Source organism: Gordonia zhenghanii (assembly GCF_021738965.1).
GTDB classification, from domain to species: Bacteria; Actinomycetota; Actinomycetes; order Mycobacteriales; family Mycobacteriaceae; genus Gordonia; species Gordonia zhenghanii.
This window is the reverse complement of the sequence record NZ_JAKKOQ010000015.1, coordinates 45,245-64,932: the sequence shown is the minus strand read 5'-3', so window position 1 is coordinate 64,932 and position 19,688 is coordinate 45,245. Positions and strand designations below refer to the sequence as shown.

Below are 19,688 nucleotides of genomic sequence, written 5' to 3'. Positions count from 1 at the left end.
CGACTTCGGCACTCCGTTTCGGCCTAGCGCCGATCCAGAGTGCCGAAGTCGTGGCGGAACTCGGTGCGGATCGCGCGCGCACTCCATCGGCCGCCGTCGTGGCCGACCGAGATCGGGTGCTCGAACGCCTCAGTGATGACGTCGGTGGTGACCACGTCGTGCACGCGACCGGAGGCGACGACGTCGCCGTGCGCGATCACCATCGCGTGGCTCGTGGTCTCGGGCAGTTCTTCCAGGTGGTGGGTCACAAGGATCGACGCGACCTCGGGCGAAGTGCGTGCCAGGGAGTCGATGGTCTCGAGCAGTTGTTCACGTGCCGCGACGTCGAGGCCCGTGGTCGGCTCGTCGAGCAACAACAGGTCGGGTTCCGGTGCCAGCGCCCGCGCGACAAGAGCTCGTCCGCGCTCCCCCTGCGACATGTCGGGCCACACGTACTCCGCGCGGTCAGCGAGACCGACCTCGGCGATCACCCGGCGGGCACGCGCGATCTGCCCTACGCTCGGCTCCCACCGCATCGCCATGTCGATGGTGCCGGTGAAACCGGTGAGAACCACTTCGAGCACCGACAGCGGCGATCGCAGCGGATGCCGCGGGTTGACGTGCCCGATATGGCGGCGCAGTTCCTGCATGTCGACCCTGCCGAGGCGTCTGCCGAGCACGTCGACCGTGCCGGTGGTCGGATGCGTCTGTGCAGCACAGAATCCGACGATCGTCGTCTTGCCCGCACCGTTGGGGCCGAGCAGGGCCCAGTGTTCGCCCGCGCGGACGGTCAGATCGATCCCGTGCAGAATCTCTCGGCCGTTTCGACGGAAAGTGACGGCGTCGAGCCGCAGGACGTCGTCAGTCATGCGAGAGCCTCCTTCAAAGCGCTCAGATGTGCGCGACTCGCACGCGCCGCATCGTCAGGGCGGCGATCGGCGACGGCCTCGACCAAGTCAGCGTGCGCGTCGTGATCGGCGACACCGCCGTACTCTCCGCGGATCGCGAGCATGTCGACCATGGCCTCCCGCATGCGCAGCGTGGACAGGTCGAACAGATCGGTGAGGATCTCGTTCCCGGCAGCGACGACAACCGCTCGATGAAAGTCGAGGTCGGCGTCGACGTGCGCTGACCGGTTCGCGACCGCACCGGTCCGGGTCGCAAGCGCCGCGCGGATGCCACGCAGCTGAGCGGGCGTTCGCCGCGCAGCGGCGAGCGACGCGGCCTCTGTCTCGACAGCGATGCGCGCTTCGATGACCGTGATGATCGACGCACGGCTCATCAGCGTCGCGCGTTCCTCGGGCACGTCGAGCGCAGCGACGAAGACGCCCGAGCCTTGTCTCGTAGTCAGCACTCCCCGACCCGCGAGTTGCCGGATAGCCTCGCGCACAGTGGATCTGCCGACGCCGAGCTGCGGAGCAAGGGTGGTCTCACCTGGAAGCTTCGCTCCGAGCTTCCACTCTCCACCGCGAATCCGATCGAGCAGCACCGCGGCTGCCTGATCGGCTAGCGGAATCCGCTGCACACGTGCAACCATCACCACTCCTCTACTTGTCTGAGTACTTCTGTTACATTCTAGATTATGCGACAACGGGTCATCCTCCTTCTTCGCCGCGGCGAGTCCTGAACCGAGAGATCGGCGACTCGTCGCGGCTCAGCCGTACGCCGATCTCCCGCCTCGCTCAAGAAGGACCCGACATGACCGACCCCTCATCCGCGACTGACTTCTGGAACCGTCAACGCCCGTCCGGAATGCCGTCGCACAAGTACCGCGACGTCCACCACCGCGTGGACGTGCCTCTGACGACACGCACCTGGCCGTCGAACACGACCACTGCGGCGCCCTTATGGGTGCCCGTCGATCTCCGCGACGGCAACCAGTCCCTGCCCGAGCCGATGAACCCCGCCAGCAAACTCGCGTACTTCCAGATGATGGTCGACGTCGGCTACACCGAGATCGAAGTCGGGTACCCGTCTGCGTCGTCGACCGACTTCGAGTTCGTCCGCATGCTTATCAACGACGACCAAATCCCCGACGACGTGACGATCGTCGTGTTCACCCCCGCACGACGAGACCTCATCGAACGGACCGTGGCATCGGTCGACGGCGCGCGCGGAGACGTCGTGATCCACCTCTACACCGCGACCGCACCCGTATGGCGAGAGCTCGTACTCGGTCGGGATCGCGCCGAACTGCTGAAACTGATCACCGAGGGTACGCGCGACGTACTGGAGTTCGCGGGCGACAAGAACAACGTCCGGTTCGAGTTCTCTCCGGAGGTCTTCAACCTGACGGAGCCCGATTTCGCGCTGCAGGTCTGCGACACGGTGACACGGATGTGGGACGCGTCGCCGGACCGTCCCGTGATCGTGAACCTCCCCGCAACCGTCGAAGTCGCCACGCCGAACGTCTACGCCGACCAGATCGAGTTGATGCATCGAAGCCTGGCACGCCGTGACTCGGTGATCCTCTCCGTACATCCGCACAACGATCGCGGCACCGGAATCGCCTGCGCCGAGCTGGCGGTGCTCGCAGGCGCGCAACGCGTCGAAGGCTGCATCTTCGGTAACGGAGAACGGACCGGCAACGTCGACATCGCCACCCTGGCGCTGAACCTGCACGCGCAGGGCGTCGATCCAATGATCGACTTCTCCGACATCGACCGGATCCGGCGCGTCGTCGAGCATGCGAACGGAATCGAACTGCACCCCCGCCACCCTTACGTCGGCGACCTCGTGCACACTGCGTTCAGCGGGACCCACCAGGATGCGATCCGAAAGGGTCTGGCCGCGCACCATGCGCGTACACGCGACGTCGCGACCGCTGCGACGTGGGAGGTGCCGTACCTGCCGATCGACCCCGCCGATATAGGCCGCTCCTACGACGCGGTCATCAGAGTCAACTCTCAGTCAGGGAAAGGCGGAATCGGGCATCTGCTCGAGAGCGCGTACGGACTACGGCTGCCGCGCCGCATGGAGATCGACTTCGCACAAGTCGTCCAACGTCACGCCGACGACACCGGCACCGAAATCGACGCGGTGCATCTATGGGAACTGTTCCGCGCCGCGTACGTCCAGACCTCGCGCGATCCTGTCGGCACGATCGTCGAGGATCACCCTGCGACAGTGACGACCGCCGGTGCCACCCGAGACCTCAGGCTGATGCTGTGGGAGCGGGACGGCGAGCGCGGCTGGACGGCCGACGAGTCCTCGGACCGCCCCGACGAGCGTCACAGTTCTCAGTCGGCAACTCTGTCGTAGGCGTCGTTGTAGGCCTTCAGCTCTCGCAACAACCCCTCCGGGGTTCCCGGCGCGAGGTCGGCGAACACCGCTTCGAGCCGTCGGGCCCGCCTGGCTCCGTCATGCTCGAACGCGCTGCGTCCGGCATCGGTCGGTCGATGCAGGCGACTGACCTGACCGGCCACCTCGAACCGTTCGAGGTAGCCGTGTTTGATGGCGGCGTTGACCTGCCGATTGACCGTCGACTGCTCCAAGCACAACTCGTCGGCCAGTTCCCTCAGCGTGCGGGCCCTGCCGTCGTCGAACAACCAGAGGATCGCGAATGCCGACGCCTCCAGAATCGCGCCGTCGCCGACATGATTGCGTCGGCGCCGCATCCGCAGCAGTTCGTCGACGAGTCCGCGGTACAGCGGCGACGACAAGAGCTGATCATCCGATTCCGAGTGCACCCAGTCGACCCTTTCACACGGCGGCGCGGATGCCACGGAAGGCTGCCCGCCCAGCACGTACTCCACTATGTCCGATTTTGACTATGCATCATACATATGTACGTTACATACGCACACCTGTGCCAGTCTGACCACCCGAAGGAACGCACGCATGTCATCGGACGACACCGCCGAGAAGAGCCCTACTCCCCCGCTGCCCGGCAGCTCACCGGGTTCGGCTCGAACCGGTTCGCCGATCGTGACCGTGATCGTGCTGTGCCTGGGCGGCCTGATCGCGTCGCTCATGCAGACCTTGATCGTCCCGATCCAGCCGCAGCTTCCCGAGCTCCTCGGCACCTCGGTCAGCAACGCGTCGTGGGTCATCACCGCGACGCTGCTCGGTGGAGCCGTCGCCATGCCGGTCGCAGGCAGGCTCGGCGATATGTTCGGCAAACGCCGCATCCTGCTGTACAGCGCCGTCATCCTTGCGATCGGTTCGCTCATCCCGGCGCTCACGTCGTCGTTGATCCCGGTGGTCGCCGGACGCGCCCTGCAAGGTCTGGCGATGGGCTTCATCCCCGTCGGCATCAGCCTGATGCGTGAAGTGACCCCGCCGAAGATGACGGCGTTCGCCATCTCGGCGATGAGCGCGACGCTCGGTGTCGGCGGCGCGATCGGCATGCCACTGTCCGCGTTCATCGCCGAGACCTATGACTGGCACATGCTGTTCTGGGTCTCCGTCGTCCTCGCACTGGTCGTCGTCGCCCTCGTGTTCTTCGCCGTCCCTCGCATCCACGACGCGGTCGGCGGACGGTTCGACTTCGTCGGGGCCATCGGTCTCGCCATTGGCCTGTCGAGTGCACTGGTAGCCGTCACCAAGGGCAACGACTGGGGGTGGACGTCCGGAACGACCCTCGGATTCCTCCTCGGCGGATTCGCGCTCCTCATCGTCTGGGGATTCTTCGAACTCCGCACCACGAGCCCACTCGTCGATCTGCGAACCAGTGCCCGACCGTCCGTCCTGTTGACGAACGTCGCGGCCGTCGCCGTCGGGTTCGGCATGATGGCGCAGGCCGTCGTGATCCCGATGATGATGGAACTCCCCGAAGAAGCAGGCGGCATGGGGCAGACCATCTTGCAGGCCGGGCTCTGGATGGCCCCAGGCGGCCTGATGATGCTCGTGTTCGCCCCGGTGTCCGGCTACCTGATGAACACGATCGGCGCCAAGTTCACCCTCGCGATCGGCGCTGCCGTCCTCGGCCTCGGCTACCTGTGCGGCTTCTTCCTGATGGACGCGCCGTGGCAGCTCGCACTCGCCTCGCTCATCGCCTCGGCAGGCGTCGGCATCGGCTACGCAGCGATGCCGACCCTCATCATGGGATCGGTCCCGATCACCGAGGCCGGTGCCGCAGTCGGCCTCAACGGCCTGATGCGGTCGGTCGGCACCACCACGTCGTCGGCGATCATGGCTGTCATCATGACCAGCGCGACCGTGAGCCACGCCGGCATCGAGTTCCCCTCGCACTCGGCGTTCGAGACGTGCTTCCTCGTCGGCGCGATCGCCGCATTCGTCGGTGTCGCGATCACGCTGGTGATCCCCTCCGTCAAGAAGCGTGCCGCAGCCGAGATCGTCACGGACGCCCCGACCCAGGCCACGATGCGCTGAGCGCAGGGCCGCCTCCTACAGCGGCGCGGGAGCGCTCCCGGATCCGAACGGGGAGCCGCCGAGGCGCTCCCGGCCGTGTGCGGTGTTCCAGTTGGTGAGATCCGGCCCCTTCGGGACGATGCCGGACGGGTTGATGTCCAGGTGGACCTCGTAGTAATGGCTCTTGATGTGGTCGAAGTTCGTGCAGTCGCCGAACCCCGGAGTCTGATAGAGGTCGCGAGCGTAGGCCCACAGCACCGGCATCTCCGACAGCTTCTCCCGATTGCACTTGAAGTGCCCGTGGTAGACGGGATCGAAGCGCGCGAGAGTCGTGTATAGGCGGACGTCGGCTTCAGTGATGGTGTCGCCGACCAGGTACCGCTGATTCTTGAGCCGTTCGCTGAGCCAGTCCAGGCGCGAGAACAACTGGTCGTGCGCCGCCTCGTAGGACTCCTGCGACCCGGCGAACCCGCACCGGTACACGCCGTTGTTCACATCCTGATAGACGTGTGCGTTGATCTCGTCGATCTCACCTCGCAGATCCTCCGGGTACAGGTCGGGCGCTCCGTCACGGTGAAAGTCCACCCATTCCTGTTCGAAGTCCAGGGTGATCTGCGGGAAGTTGTTGGTGACCACAGCTCCGGACGGGACGTCGACGATCGCCGGGACCGTGATGCCCTTCTCGTAGCCGGGGATGCGCGCGAAGTAGGCGTCCTGCAGATGGGAGATGCCGAGTACCGGATCCACCTCACCCGGATCGAGATCGAACGTCCACGACCGCTTGTCGTGCGTCGGACCGCACACGCCCATACTGATCGCGTCCTCCAGTCCCAGGAGGCGGCGGACGATGATGGTCCGGTTGGCCCACGGGCACGCGTATGAGACGACGAGGCGGTACCGCCCGGCCTCGACGGGGAAACCGTCTGCCGCGTCGCGGGTGATCCGAGTCTCGATGTAGCGGGTGTCCCGCTCATACGGCTGGTTCGCCTTCACGTAGGTGTCGTGTTCACTCATGTGGTGTCTCTCCTCGTGATCGTTGGGCACTTGTCGATACGGTCGCGGTTCGATGCTCAGAATGCCTTGCCCAGTTCGACGTCGACGTCGATGAGTCGAGCCTGCCGAATCTCAGGCTTGTCGACCTCGTCGGCGACGAAATGTGCGATCACCCTGCGGATCTCGTCGTCCACCTGGGCCAGGTAACGAATGATCGAGCCACGCATGTTGTACGACGCGACGTTGACGACGACGTCGCGCGGCTGCGGCGTCTTGACCTCGATGCGCAACTGGAGCGGCTCAGCGCACCGCACCGCAAGCGGAAGCGTCACGACACCGTCGACGTCGTACCTGATCCGGTCGACCTTCAGGTCGACCAGGAGCGCGATCCGCAATGGAAGCCGGACGGTGAAGGTGATCGTCTCACCGACCTGGCGCAGTATCTCCGGTTCGGCGATCTCCACGTCGGCGCGGACCTTCGCCACCCCCGCCGGACCCACGACGAGAGGCCCGACCTGAAACTGTTCGCCTGCGACGGCGGCGAACGCTGCTCTGACCCGTTCTTGGGTGACGGCTACTTCGAAGAAGCGCCTGCCGAACTCCTCGTACGTCAGGTAGCGCTTACCGTCGTCGGTCGTCGACTCGACGGTCTCGTTGTCTGCCACGCATACATCGTGGACTACCGGCGCCTGATCGCCTAGTGCTCCAGGCTTAACCGTGTCGGGCTTTTCGGGGTCGGCGGAGAGTTCCATGAGTGTCCGAATCACGTCATCGGTGGCTGGCGTCGGGGATTCTCGGCGGACACGGCGCACCGGGGAACGTCGCGAACTCGAAATGCCACCACTCGTTGCCGAACGAGCGGCACAGCCCGTAGCGGTTTCCGTTGCGCTGCAACCATGCAGCGCCTGCCCGCGGACCCACGTCGATCGCTCGCCCGCTGACGTGCGTCGACTCGTTCGGTGGCAGGACCCAGCGGCGGGCCTGTGCAGCACTTCCGTAGTCACGGAGCCCCTGCTGCCACAGCTGTCGCTGCTCGGCTCGCGATCGTTTGCCCGACGTGATGTGCAGTGCGACGCCTGCCCGCTTCGCGTCCCGGTGTGCGAGCGTGTACGCGACGGCGAGTTCCGGGGTCAGGCCGCCGGTTCCGGCCGCCATCGGGATTCCGAGAACCCGTGCGGGTGGCGCGGCAGCCGCTTGCCCTGCCGCGAACTGCCCCGTCCCGAACTGCCCGGCCCCCAGCAGTCCCGCGACCAGCGAGACCGCGACTGCTGCGACGATTGCCCGTATGCGCATGGCCTGAGACTACTCGGTCGTGAGGACGATCAACTCCCGTGTGGACCTCGTCATCGCAACATAGCGGTCGACGGCGCCGGCGACACCGTCGCCGAACTGTCCGGGATCGACGAGGACCACGAGGTCGAACTCGAGCCCCTTCGCCGTCTGTGGTGTCGAGACGGTGACCCGACCGTCCCCACTGACTTCGGACTGCTCGAACTCGGGTGCGCCGATGACGCACACGGTGCCGTCGGTGTTATCGCGTAGCCAGCGCGCGACTGTCCCGTCGAGGTCGGCGGCTCGGCCGTAGACGACAGGAGTCCCGCCGGTACGTACCGAGGTCGGCACATTCGCGTCGGAGATCGCCTGGAGGACAGCCGGTCCGGCGACCGCCATGATCTCCTCCGGCGTGCGGTAATTCACGGTGAGCGTGCGCAAGCGCGCTTCACCGGCGCCGACCCGTCGAAGTCGCTGCACCCAACTCTCAGTGAAACCGTCGCGAGCCTGTGCTCGGTCGCCGACCACGGTGAAGCTGCCGGACGGGCAGCGGTCGACGAGCATCCGCCACTGGGCGTCCGTCAGTTCCTGTGCCTCGTCGACGACGATGTGGGCGAACGGCCCGGCGAGCGCGTCCGGTTCCGGGCGCTCCGCGCCCGCATCGTCGACGATCACGCCCTGAATGTCTTCGGCGCGCAACATCGACACGAGGGACTCACCGTCGTCGGACGACGAGATCAGATCGCCGACCACCGCGTCCATCGTCCGTCTGCGTTCGGCGGCCTCGGCCCGATTGCGAGCATCCCGGCGAGCCGCGGCGGAGTCGCCGAGCCGTCTGCTCGCCGCATCGAGAATCGGCAGGTCGGCGTCGGTCCACGTCTTCGCATCCGTGCGCTGCAACACGGTGACCTCCTCGTCGGTCAAGTGGGGCGCGCAGCGCCGGAGATACGCGGGGACGGTCCACAGGTCAGAGACGAGATCGTCCGGTTCGATGGTCGGCCAGATCGCGCCGAGCGTCGCAACGAGATCGGTGGATCGGGACAGAGCGGCCCGCATCTCGTCGTCTCCGTCGGCGAGAACGTCCACGAGCGCCTCCCACACGTCAGCGCGCGCTTCGTTGTGCGGCACACCGGTTTCGGCCGCTCCCACGGCCTCCGTCCAGTCCGTGACGCTCACCCACACGTCGCCGGCCTCGGTCTCGACCCACGAGCCCTGACGCGGCGGTTCCTCGTAGAACCGGACGGCCGGTTCGACGGCAAACATCATCTCGACGGTCGATTTGAGGGCGGCGACCCGACAGTCGGTCTCGATCGCGGCCGCATCGCCCTGAGGGACCAGATCAGTGGGCGTGCAGGTGACGACGCCCTCTTCCCCGAGGCTCGGCAAGATGTCCGCGATATAGGCCAGATATGGCCGGTGCGGTCCGACGAACAGGAGTCGGCCACGACCGCCCTGCAGCCGCGGATCGGCGTACGCAAGGTAGGCGGCTCGATGCAGCGCGACGACGGTCTTGCCGGTGCCCGGCCCTCCGTCGACGACCAGCGGCCCCCGAGACGACGCGCGGATCGCTGCGTCCTGGTCGGCTGCGATGGTCCCGAGCACCGACGTCATCGTCGAGGACCGACTCGCCGCCAACCCGGCGAGGAACGACGACTGCGCATCGAGTGCCCCGGCCGGTGCGTCGTCACCGACTGCGAACCATTCGTCCCAGTAGTCGATGACCACGCCCCGCGACCATCGGTAGTGGCGGCGACTCACCAGGCTGTGCGGATCGGCCAGGGTCGCAGTGAAGAACGGCTCGGCATCGGGTGTGCGCCAGTCGACGAGAAGCGGGGAGCCGTCGGCGTCGCTGACACCGATCCGGCCGATGTACGTCGATCGCCCGTCGGCCGCCGTGATCCGTCCGAGGATCAGATCGGTTCCGACACGAGAGAGTCGGCGCAGGCGCCGCTCGAGGCGACGCACTTCCAGATCACGTTCGACGCCGCCTGCCCCGCGTAGGTCGGTGGTCTTCCGGGCGGCGTCGAGGCCGATCCTTGTGTCGGCGATCTGGTCGTCGACACGGCGCCGGACCGCGGCGAAGGCCGCCTCGTCGGCACCGATCACCTTCGAATCGGCCTTGGCTGCTGAAACTGCGGAGAGTTGAAAGAAGGTGCTGGTCACGGGTCCCTTTCGCGAGCGAAGGCACCATTGTGCACCGGCCGTGGGCCCTTGCCGCAAGCCCCGGTCCCCGCGCTACAGTGAAAGGGGAAGACGATCCGAGCGCGCTGGCGATCAGCGCCTGCGGAGGCGGAGCCGCCAGTAGACGAAAGCCGCCAGCACTGCCGCGATCACGACGAGTGCACCGTACGAGATGGCCGCATGCATGACGGACGGCTCCCAGAACGGATACATGATCGGATCGTCGCGCGCCGCGCGGTCGACCGGGTTGACCTGTGACACGTCCGGGGCGATGTACGGGACGTTGACCGCCTGAGCAGCATTCGCGAATGCCCAGTAGGTCGGCAGGAGCCAGGTGAACGGCTGCACGACGGCCGAACTGATCGCGATGACCCCGCCCGACAGCACCAGTTGCACCATGATCACGATGACCAGCGGTGGCATCGTCTGTTCGCTCGAACGCACGGCCGCGGAGATCGCCAGACCGACGAGCACGCCAACCCACGCCACCGTGGCGACCGCGACGAACAACGTCACGGCGGGTGGAGCCATCGGAAAGGCGGTGCCGGGCTCGGTCACGGCGTCGGCGGTCGGCATGGCACGCAGCGCGTACGTGAGCCCGACCATCACGGCGGTCTGAATCGTGGCGACCACACAGAACACCACGACCTTGGCCGCGAGGTACGCGACCGGCCGTAGCCCGACCGCTCGTTCTCGCTCGAAGATGCTGCGCTCGGCCACCAGGTCTCGCACCGCGAGCGCGGTGCCCATGAACGCTGCACCGATCACCAGCACCGTGAGGATCTGCAGTGCTTCGCCTGCGTCGCTCGGGGGTGGACCCTTCATGTCGGGGCGAGTGAATCCCTTGTCGCCGGGCACCACCAGCACGAGGAGTCCGAGCACGACGGGCATCAGGACCAGCACGGCGAGGTACCCGCGATCGGCGAGGATCAAGCGGACCTGACGTCTACCCAACGTGCTCAGTTGTCGGACGACACCAGCGCGGGCTGCTTTCGGCGGCGGGCCGGTCGACGGCGGGGTCGGTGGCGGAGCCGAACGCGGATGTCGGCGGCGGTACTGGTCCCAAGCCTGGTCGGGTCGCTCGGCGACGTCCGCGAAGATCTCGGCCCAGTCGGTGGTTCCCATCTCGGCTGCGACGTCGCCGGGAGCGCCGCAGAACGCCGTCTTACCGCCCGGAGCGAGAAGCAGGACCTGGTCGCAGAGACTCAGATAGGTCAGCGAGTGGGTCACCACGAGGACCACGCGGCCCGCGTCCGCGAGTCGGCGCAGGGTCCGCATCACCTGTTGGTCGAGTGCGGGGTCGAGACCGGATGTGGGTTCGTCCAGGATCAGCAGCGACGGGCCGGTCAGCAGTTCCATCGCGACGGAGGCGCGTTTGCGTTGCCCGCCGGACAGTCGGTCCACGCGGGTGTCGACGTGTTCGGTCAGTTGGAGCTCGGACAGGACCCCGTCGATCACCTCGTCGCGGTCTGCCGTCGACAAGTCCTTGGGCAGGCGCAGTTCGGCAGCGTATCGCAACGCCTGACGCAGAGTCAGCTTGTGGTGCAGCACGTCGTCCTGCGGCACCATCCCGATGCGGGAGCGCAGCGCATCGTATTCGCGGTGCACGTTGCGCCCCTCGAAGTCGACGGTTCCGACCGTCGGCAGGCCAAGACCTGCCACGATCCTGGACACCGTCGATTTGCCTGCGCCGGACGGACCGATGATCGCCGTCAATGTCCCGGGGGCTGCGTTGAACGAGATGTCGTTGAGCAGCGTCTTGCCGTCGACAGTGAATCCGACGCCGGTGACGTCGAGTCCTCCCGAGACCTGGGACTGGGGCCGTCCGCGGGTGAGGGTGCCCCGCGACACCACGAAGTCCGAGTTGCCGATGGTGACGACGTCGTTCTCGGCTAGTCGCTGCGAGCCGATCCGACGTCCGTTGACGAACGTGCCGTTGACGCTTCGGAGGTCCTCGAGCACCAGTCCCTGCGGTGTGGACGCGAGTCGCGCGTGATGGCGCGATGCGAGGACGTCGCTGACGACGATGTCGTTGTCCGGTGTGCGGCCGATCGTCTTCACGCCCGTCAGCGAGATCTGCTCACGTCCGCGAAGGTCGCCTGGCACCTCGTAGACGGCAGACGCGTTCTGGTGCAGAGCTGCCAGGTGCGGCGCGTCGGGCAGCGCACCGAAGCGCGGCGGCGCCTGCTGATAGCCGCCCGGACCGGCAGTCGCTGGGGCCTGCCGCTGCTGCACACCGGGCGTAGGCTGTCCGGCCACCTCCACGATCGGCCCCGTAGCTCCGTCGCCGAGCCGGATCTGGACCGGTCGGTCGACGCGTACGGACTGCGAGCGCACGCCGTCCACGAAGAAGCCGTTGGTGCTGCCCCGGTCGACGATCCACCATGCGCCCGAAGAGAATTCGAAGGCCAGATGGGTACGGGAGACGAGCGGGTGATTCACCACGACGTCGTTCTCCGGGGTCCGGCCGAGCGCGGCCGGAGTGGTCCGCAGGACCTGTGGACGAGCCTGAGCCACCCGGACGGACAGCGGCGTGATCAGCGGTGAACTCATCGGAACCTCTTCGTCTGAAAACTTCGGCTCATCTGGGGCTTTCGGCGTCGGCTGCGGCAACCGCGGCTGGGCGTTCCTGCGTTCCGACCTCGAGTCGGATCAGGGTGTCGGCGACGTCGAAGTATCGGTCGTCGTGCGTGATGACGATGACCGTCTTTCCGCGCGCGGCGAGGTCGGCGAGGATCTCGCGATAGAACCTGTCACGGAATCGGGGCTCTTGGTCCGCGGCCCATTCGTCGAACAGGTAGATCGGGCGATCCTCGAGCATCGCGGTGACCAGTGCGAGCCGTTTGCGCTGCCCCTGGGACAGTGCAACCGTCGACAACGTGCCGCCGCTGACCGTCACTTTGTCGGCGATGTCGAGCATCTCCAGATAGCGTCCGACCTCGTCGTCGAGGTCGGGTCGGTCGAATCCGAGGTACTCGTCGAACAGATGGAAGTCGGTGAAGATCGCCGACGTGTTCTGGCGGAACCATTCGATGTTGTCGTGGTCGATACGCTCGCCGTCCAAGGTGATCGTGCCCCGTTGAGCGACGTAGAGTCCGGTGATCAGCTTCGCGAGGGTTGACTTGCCGCTTCCGTTGCCACCGACGATGAACGTGATCTCACCAGGAGCGAAGACCGCATCGACGGGGCCGAGGTGAAAGCCCGTCGGCGGCGGCGGCGGGCCACCGGAAGCGTTCGGCGGCGGGGCTCCCGGTCCGCGACCGTCTGGCGGCGGCGGGCCTTGACGTCCCGGCGGTGGTCCCGCGGGTCCGCCGCGGCGTCCTGGCCGTTGCGGAAGTCGCCCGTCGGGTGTCGGCTCGGTCCGGCCGCCTGCCGCCCAGTCGACGTCCGGTCGCATATCGGCGGCCGCGCCCGGGTGCTCCGGTCTTCCGCTGGGACCGTCGGGCGCCCCGTGATGTCCGGGCGGTGGACTCGTCGGCCCCTGTTCGGTGAGGTATCGATACTCGATGCCGGACAGTTCCAGCCGAGCCGGTGACGCGAGTGGGCGCTCGACGTACGGGAGCGACTCCTCGTCGTGCAGCGCTTCCATCGACAGTTCCAGCGAGGTGATCTTGGTGAGGGCGACATCGCCCCGCAGCAGATCGGGGATCCGGCTCATGAAGTTCTGCATCGGCATCGCCAGGAACGTCGTGACGATCACATATCCGACCATCGTCTCCTGGGGAAGGTCGAGCCAGAACGCGACGCCGAACAGGATCACGGCCATCGTGCCGAGCTGCAGCACCTGGCCGATGTTCTGCCCTGCCGTGAACTTGACGCCCGCCTCGATGTTCTTGTTTCGCAGGTCCCGTGCGGTGCCGAGCAGTCGGCGGTCCATGAAGTCACGCCTGCGGGCTCGATGTCCCTTCAGCTCCTTGATTCCGACACTCACGGCGTGGAACGAGTTGAGCAGGTCGTCCTCGTTCTCGCGTGCGGACCGGAAGATCCCGCGGACGTGCTTCAAGAACGATTCGACGACGCCGATCGCGATGAGCGTCGCTCCGACCTGGATCGCGAACAACGGGGACGACAGCACTGCGAGGTACGTCAGGCAGCCGACGATGGTCGCGACGTCGACGCACATGCTCGGAATCGCGGACACCGCCATAGACAGGGAGCGGACGTCCTCGGTGAGGGTGGCGAGCAGCCGGTGGGTACCGAGTCGCTCAAGGTGCTCCAGCGGCGCGGAGACGACCCCCGCACTCAACTCGGCGCGTAGTCGGTAGACGGCGTCCTGAGCGAGTCGGATCAACAGCACCTGCGAGACCAGCCCGGTGACGAGGACGACGGCGACGGTCACCGCGAACCGGTGCCAGGACGGGTCGGCCCCGGCTCCCGGAGGCGCGACCGCGGCATTGATCTGAGTGACGAGGTAGGCGTTCGCACCGCCCCCGATCAGCCCCATCACCACGGCGGCGACGATGCCGGTCCAGGAGACCGAGAACAGGAACCGGAGCAGTTTCATGACGTCGGACTCCCCTACCGCACCACGTCGAAGAGGATGCCTTCGAGCGTCACACCGGGCGCGAACGAGAAGGCGACGCCGGTGGACGGCTGCGACGCGTCGGCTCCGTCATCGGGGGCGGTCTCGGCGATGAGTTTCTCGAGCACGAAGACGAGCGCGACGCTCAACATGTTTCCGTACTCGGCGAGCACGTCCCAGCTCGCGCGGGAGCGTTCTTCACCGATGCCGAGCGATCGCGCCGACTGTTCGAGGATCGCCGGTCCGCCGGGATGGATCGCCCACTGCGCGATGTCGTCCCGATAGAGCTCCGATCTGGACAACGCCTCGTCGATCGCCGATCCGACGCCCCGATAGATGTAGTCGGGCAGTTCTTGCGCGAGTTCGCAGGTGATGCCGTCGTCGTTCACGCCGAGCACGATCCCGTCCTCAGTGTCGGGCAACAGCTGGCTGAACGTGTCACGAACCACCACCTGACCTGCGGGCAGTTCGTGCCCCACTTCGCAGGCGCCGACGACCATCGCGCCGCAGCCGTCGCCGAAGAGGCTGTGCGTGACGACCTCGACGACGTCGTCGCCGAACACTGCGTTGACCGAACTCAGTTCGAGGCAGACGACGAGCGCGCTGCGATCGGGATGCGCGCGCACGTAGTCGGTCGCGCTGCGCAGCCCGTTGACGGCCGCCGCACATCCCATGAAGTTGACGACGACGCGGTTCACCGACGGCGCGAGCCCCAGCCTTTTGATGACGGCGACGTCCACGCCGGGCGCGATGAACCCGGTGCTGGTGACGAAGACGACGAGACGGATGTCGGACGTCGGATCGGCGAGTCCGGCGATCGCGCGCGCGGCGACGTCTACTGCGAGCGGGACCGCGTGCTCGAAGTACAGGTTCATGCGTTCGCGAATCGTTCCCGACCGACTGCTGAACGCGAGGAACTCCGGTGTCGTCGGGTCGATCGCCAAGTAGCGCTTGTCGATCCGCGTCCTCTCGTAGACGCGGAGGATTCGTTCGCGTGCGACCGGATCATCGACGAGTGACGCGGCGCGGAGCGCGGCATCCCGCTGATCGAACACGGTGCCCGGGTTACCGGTCGCGAGTGAGGTGATCACGGCGACGGTGGTCGGCGGCGACGGTCGCTCGTCGGCCATGAAGCCTCCGGCAGGTGCAGCGTTATCCCGCTGCTGCGTTTGCAAGGAGAGGGGCATGACGGTCCTTTCTGGCGGGCCAACATCTGATTCACAATCATGTCCGATTCGTCGCTCTCGTGAGAACCCTTCTTCGATCAATCGAATGATCGAGTCACACGGTGCCTATCCCGGTGAATCCCTTCAGCGAGTAGTCGGCACATGTCTTGAGTGCTGTCGGCGAGAAGTGTTCACGGAAGAATCCCCAGTCGTTCTCTTCTGCCGTTCGTGAACGTGCACCCAGATAGGTCTTGATCTGCATTGGAAGTCGATCGGTGAAGAAGCTCTTTGCGGGAAGCCATTCGACGCCGTACCGCGCCGCCTCTTCACGGAGAACGTCCTCGGTGACGATGTTCGAGAACCCGCTTCGTTGATACGGGAGAACGTGGTGCACCCGGTGGGAACTGAGTCCCGCGGAGAGGAAGCAGTCGACGTATCTGTTTCCGACGACTTTCAGGTCGTAGGCCTGCTCCACTTGGTTGACCGCCCAGTCGTCGGCGTCGCTCTCGGTCTCGTCGGCATCTGCGTCGAAGTCATGACTGGCCACGACGAGGAAGGTGGAGATCCACAGGGTCGCCACGAACTGCAGGCCCCAGGCGAGGGCATCGCCCGCGACGACGAAGACGACCAACTCGCCGAGCAGAAGGATCCGCATGCCAAACGCGCCGACGAAGTGCGGAAGTCCCCCGCGCCACGAGCCGTACATGTCGGCGATGCCGACCTGCCGCGTCAGTTTGCAGATCTCGAGAAGACGAATCGGCATACCGGTGACCGTGTGCCCGAACTTGTGCAGCGTATGGATCGGGACTCGGTACAGCCGTGGGAGATCCATCATGAACGTGAAGACGTTCCGCTTGATGTCCACCTGGCTCTGGGTGTGCGGGTGATGCAGAAGAGCGTGCCCGTCGGCGGTCACGAACGACAGCGCGACGTAGTTCATGTCGAACGCGTTGACGATGAGTTTGTTCGCGCCCTTCTGCGCGCGATGGATCGCGTAGTGGCCGATGCCCGCCATTGCGCTGCGCAGCACGACCATGGCGACGACGAACGCGGCGAGCGGCATCCACGACGTGTCGTAGAGCCGTAGACCCATCACCGCGAAGTACGCGATGAAGAGCATGATCGCGACGATGTCGAAGATCCGGTCCATCCGTCTGATGCGGGCGACAAGGGCCGGTTCGGCAAGCCGCTTCTTCACCGCGTGCAGCAGATCGGTGCGCTTGCCGAAGTCGTAGTGCGGGGTGTCCCGCCAACTGTCGAATCCGTCGTTGAAAAGAAAGGCCGGCGCGTTCGCTTTCGGGTGAACGTCTTCGATGACGGCATCCCTATCGAGCGAAAACCGTTCGATTAGACGACCGATTTTCTCGGGGTCTTTATGGTATGAGCCGATAATCGAGGTGATATCGCGATTCTTTGTCCGGCCGATGAAGAATTCACCGCCCGGATGCCGTGAGATCCAGTCCGACAGGTCGTACGCCCTGCCGTTATACACCCACACGTCGGAGAGCTGAGGACCGCCGTCGGAGGCAGCTTTCCGACCGAGATCCGGTCCAGGAGAATCATCGGGGAGTTCGTTCGTCTCACCCGTCTGAACACTGTCCGATGACATCGCCTTCTCCTTTTATGGCTGCGCTCGTCGAGCGGCCTGATGCGATCGACTCTCGCACCCGCGCACGGCCCCGTCACCTGCATTCATTCAATCAGTAGAGATGCCCGTCGAATCTATTCTGACCACGTCGAGTATGGGGTATTGTACCGTTTTGTGAACTCAGACACATACCCGGCCTCGGCCAAGATAAAGCGTTGGGCTGCTCCGGCAGTCGCGGTCATGGCCATCGGCGCCGTGGTACTGACAGGTTGCTCGTCGGAGACCAAGAGCGATGAGCCGACGGGCTCCGCGCCACCGACCTCCGAGGGGCCACGCTCGGGTGATGCCCCGAAGGTGGACATCACCGATGCCGCGGCGCTGCTCGATCAAGCGTCGAAGACCACGCGGCTCACCTCCGCGGTGCATATGGAACTGGCGGTCGACCCGAAGTTCAAGGGACTGCCGGTCGAAGACCTGAACGCCGATGTCGTGGTCGATCCAGACCCGGCGGCCAAGGGCGACGGTAAGTTTCGACTGACCGACGAATACACCGAAGCGGAGTTCGTCATCGTCGGCGGCACCTTGTACATCAAGGAGTCCGGGAAGACGGAGTGGAAGACGTCGCCCGCGGGCGAGCGCTCCTACGATCCGTCAGTGATCCTGTCCGAGGACAAGGGTCTCGCGAATGTGCTGACCAAATTCAAGAGCCCGAAAGTCGAAGGCACCGAAGAGCGCAACGGCGTCGAAGCGGTCAAGATCACCGGCACGCTCGACTCCGCCGACTTCGAAGCGATCTTCCCGACGCAGGGCCCCGGTGCACTCAAGGGCGAACATCCGGCGACCGCGTACATCGCGGCGGAAGCTCCGTACAACCTCGTCGAACTCTCGATCAACACGCAGGACGGCGACATCACATTGACCACGTCCAAATGGGACGAGAAGGTCACGATCACCAAGCCCGACGGAGCGTGAGCGCACACCGACGATGACGCATTTTCATCACTCAGGCGTCAACTCCTTGCGGTACAACGATTTTCCCGTTGCATCGCACAGGTCGACGGCCAGTGTCCTCGAGGAACCGGAGACGCTGACCTTTCCGAAGTGCTGGAAACCTTCGGCCGGCGAGATGTCGGCCGTCGTCGGCGCGTGGACGAACTCGTACTTCGCGCCGAACGTCGTGTCGAGAGGACTCTCCGGGAACGCGCCCGCGTGCAACGGTCCGGAGACGAACTCCCAGAACGGCGAGAAGTCGGAGTACGCCGCCCGGTCCGGCTCGTAGGAGATCGCCGCAGTGTAGTGGACGTCGGCCGTCAGGTAGACGATGCCCGGCACTTCCCTGGTCTCCGAGAGTATCCGCGAGAAGGCGATCTCACGCCCGAGCGGCCCCGCCGGGTCGCCCTGGCCGACGGCTTCCATCGAAGGACGCGCACCCGGACGGTCGGTGTTCTTGTCGGGGACGACGATGCTCAGCGGCAGATCGTTGGCCACCACTTTCCATGTCGCCGTCGAACGGTTCAGACCGTCGATCAGCCACTGGGTCTGCTCCGCACCGAGGAGTCCGTCTGAGTCTTCGGCGTTCCACGCGTTCGGGTTGGGATCCTTGTATGTGCGCATGTCGAGCACGAACACGTCCAGGAGCGGACCGTACGGAACCTTTCGATACAGACGTCCCTGCTCACCCGGTTTAGTTGGCCTGCCCAATTCAGACGGCTGCCATTCGGTCCACGCCTGTCTGGCTCGACCCGCGAGGACGTCGACGTTCATCTCGGTGTACCCCTCGCGGTCCTGACCGGTGAGGTCCTCCCCCGGGAACCAGTTGTTGAGCACTTCGTGGTCGTCCCACGAGATAATCTGCGCAACCGACGACGCGAAACGGCGGTAGTGCTCGTCGGTCAGGTTGTAAGCGTAGTTACCGCGGAACTCGTCCAGGGTCTGCGCGGGCCTGCTCTTGGCGTCGGTGGTGAGGCTGCGATAGATCGAGCCGTCGTTCTGCTTCTTGGTGGCCTCGACGGGCCCGTCTGCGTAGATCGCGTCGCCGGAGTGGAGGAAGAAGTCGGGCCGCGCATCGGCGACAGCTCCGAAGATCGGCATACCGCCGAGGTCGGGGTTGATCCCCCAGCCCTGACCGACGACGTCGCCGGACCATGCGAACGTGATGTCCGACGGCGCCGTCGGCGCGGTCACCAGGACACCGGTCAGCGGCTCGGACCGTGCCCCGTCATCACCTTCGAGGGTCACCCGGTAGTGGACCGTCTGACCGGGTTCGAGCCCAGCCACCCGGACGCGACCGGTGCCGTCTGAAGCGGGGGTCAGGAGCGGACCGCGGAACGTCTTCGCATTCGCGAACGACTCGGTGGCCGCAGTCTCCACGAGCATCCGAGCGGGCTCGTCCGAACGCGCCCACACCAGCGCACCGCTCGTCGTGACCTCGCCCGCGGCCACGCCGTGTGTGAGGGTCGGCCGCCGACGGCGCACCCCCGGCGTCGTGTCCCCCGAACTGCATGCCGCGATCGCTGTGCCTGCAGGGATCAGAAGGGCGCCTGCTGCTCCGGCGCGCAGAACTGTGCGGCGGGACAAGGCAGTACGGCGGGACAGGGCAGACGGGACGCGAGGTGACATGCCCGCCAGGTTTCCCGCCGCAGGCTGCTGTCAGCCCAACGGAAGGTGACGCCGA

General features: G+C 65.9%; 15 protein-coding genes. 3 read left to right on the top strand and 12 right to left on the bottom strand.

Annotated elements, in window-relative coordinates; genetic code table 11:
* Window positions 1-23: 23 nt before the first annotated feature.
* The gene (locus L5G32_RS16075; RefSeq protein ID WP_237012082.1) at window positions 24-848 is read right to left on the bottom strand and encodes an ABC transporter ATP-binding protein; all 825 of its coding nucleotides are present in this window, start codon (window positions 846-848) and stop codon (window positions 24-26) included.
* Window positions 845-1,516, bottom strand: a complete 672-nt coding sequence (locus tag L5G32_RS16070) for a FadR/GntR family transcriptional regulator (protein ID WP_237012081.1) — start codon at window positions 1,514-1,516, stop codon at window positions 845-847. The genes L5G32_RS16075 and L5G32_RS16070 overlap by 4 nt, the downstream gene beginning before the upstream one ends.
* 161 nt (window positions 1,517-1,677) lie before the next feature.
* Between L5G32_RS16070 and L5G32_RS16065 the strand changes: the two genes are divergently transcribed.
* Complete coding sequence (locus tag L5G32_RS16065) at window positions 1,678-3,240, top strand: 2-isopropylmalate synthase (protein ID WP_237012080.1); 1,563 nt, start codon at window positions 1,678-1,680, stop codon at window positions 3,238-3,240.
* On the opposite strand, the gene L5G32_RS16060 is transcribed toward L5G32_RS16065, so the two are convergent.
* Window positions 3,219-3,668 (bottom strand): MarR family winged helix-turn-helix transcriptional regulator, encoded by a 450-nt coding sequence (locus L5G32_RS16060; protein WP_237012079.1) that lies wholly within the window; start codon window positions 3,666-3,668, stop codon window positions 3,219-3,221. The two genes, L5G32_RS16065 and L5G32_RS16060, sit on opposite strands and share 22 nt — an antisense overlap.
* 151 nt (window positions 3,669-3,819) lie before the next feature.
* Here L5G32_RS16060 and L5G32_RS16055 point away from each other — a divergent pair, with 151 nt between their 5' ends.
* Window positions 3,820-5,313 carry an MFS transporter gene (locus tag L5G32_RS16055; RefSeq protein WP_237012078.1) on the top strand — a complete coding sequence of 498 codons (1,494 nt, stop codon included), beginning with the start codon at window positions 3,820-3,822 and terminating at the stop codon, window positions 5,311-5,313.
* Window positions 5,314-5,328: 15 nt separating this feature from the next.
* Here the strand turns inward: L5G32_RS16055 and L5G32_RS16050 are convergent, their stop codons facing one another.
* The 8 genes from L5G32_RS16050 to L5G32_RS16015 all read right to left on the bottom strand — a co-directional run bounded on the left by L5G32_RS16050 (window position 5,329) and on the right by L5G32_RS16015 (window position 17,035).
* Entirely contained in the window at window positions 5,329-6,306 is a 978-nt protein-coding gene (locus L5G32_RS16050) for a glutathione S-transferase family protein (RefSeq protein WP_237012077.1), read from the bottom strand.
* Between the two features lie 56 nt (window positions 6,307-6,362).
* Window positions 6,363-6,950, bottom strand: a complete 588-nt coding sequence (locus L5G32_RS16045) for a hypothetical protein (protein WP_237012076.1) — start codon at window positions 6,948-6,950, stop codon at window positions 6,363-6,365.
* Window positions 6,951-7,053: 103 nt separating this feature from the next.
* The gene (locus L5G32_RS16040) at window positions 7,054-7,578 is read right to left on the bottom strand and encodes a M15 family metallopeptidase (protein ID WP_237012075.1); all 525 of its coding nucleotides are present in this window, start codon (window positions 7,576-7,578) and stop codon (window positions 7,054-7,056) included.
* Between the two features lie 9 nt (window positions 7,579-7,587).
* Window positions 7,588-9,720 (bottom strand): RNA polymerase recycling motor ATPase HelR, encoded by a 2,133-nt coding sequence (gene helR, locus L5G32_RS16035; protein ID WP_237012074.1) that lies wholly within the window; start codon window positions 9,718-9,720, stop codon window positions 7,588-7,590.
* 111 nt (window positions 9,721-9,831) lie between these two features.
* A complete protein-coding gene (locus L5G32_RS16030) occupies window positions 9,832-12,291 on the bottom strand; it encodes an FHA domain-containing protein (RefSeq protein WP_237012073.1) in 2,460 nt (819 codons plus the stop codon).
* 28 nt (window positions 12,292-12,319) lie between these two features.
* Entirely contained in the window at window positions 12,320-14,242 is a 1,923-nt protein-coding gene (locus L5G32_RS16025) for an ATP-binding cassette domain-containing protein (protein WP_237012072.1), read from the bottom strand.
* Between the two features lie 14 nt (window positions 14,243-14,256).
* Window positions 14,257-15,390 (bottom strand): type III polyketide synthase, encoded by a 1,134-nt coding sequence (locus L5G32_RS16020; RefSeq protein ID WP_237012071.1) that lies wholly within the window; start codon window positions 15,388-15,390, stop codon window positions 14,257-14,259.
* A gap of 151 nt (window positions 15,391-15,541) precedes the next feature.
* Complete coding sequence (locus tag L5G32_RS16015) at window positions 15,542-17,035, bottom strand: fatty acid desaturase (RefSeq protein ID WP_372491708.1); 1,494 nt, start codon at window positions 17,033-17,035, stop codon at window positions 15,542-15,544.
* A gap of 153 nt (window positions 17,036-17,188) precedes the next feature.
* Here L5G32_RS16015 and L5G32_RS16010 point away from each other — a divergent pair, with 153 nt between their 5' ends.
* The gene (locus tag L5G32_RS16010; RefSeq protein ID WP_237012070.1) at window positions 17,189-17,986 is read left to right on the top strand and encodes an LppX_LprAFG lipoprotein; all 798 of its coding nucleotides are present in this window, start codon (window positions 17,189-17,191) and stop codon (window positions 17,984-17,986) included.
* A 27-nt stretch (window positions 17,987-18,013) separates the two neighbouring features.
* Here the strand turns inward: L5G32_RS16010 and L5G32_RS16005 are convergent, their stop codons facing one another.
* Window positions 18,014-19,633, bottom strand: a complete 1,620-nt coding sequence (locus L5G32_RS16005; protein ID WP_237012069.1) for an alkaline phosphatase D family protein — start codon at window positions 19,631-19,633, stop codon at window positions 18,014-18,016.
* Window positions 19,634-19,688: the final 55 nt, after the last annotated feature.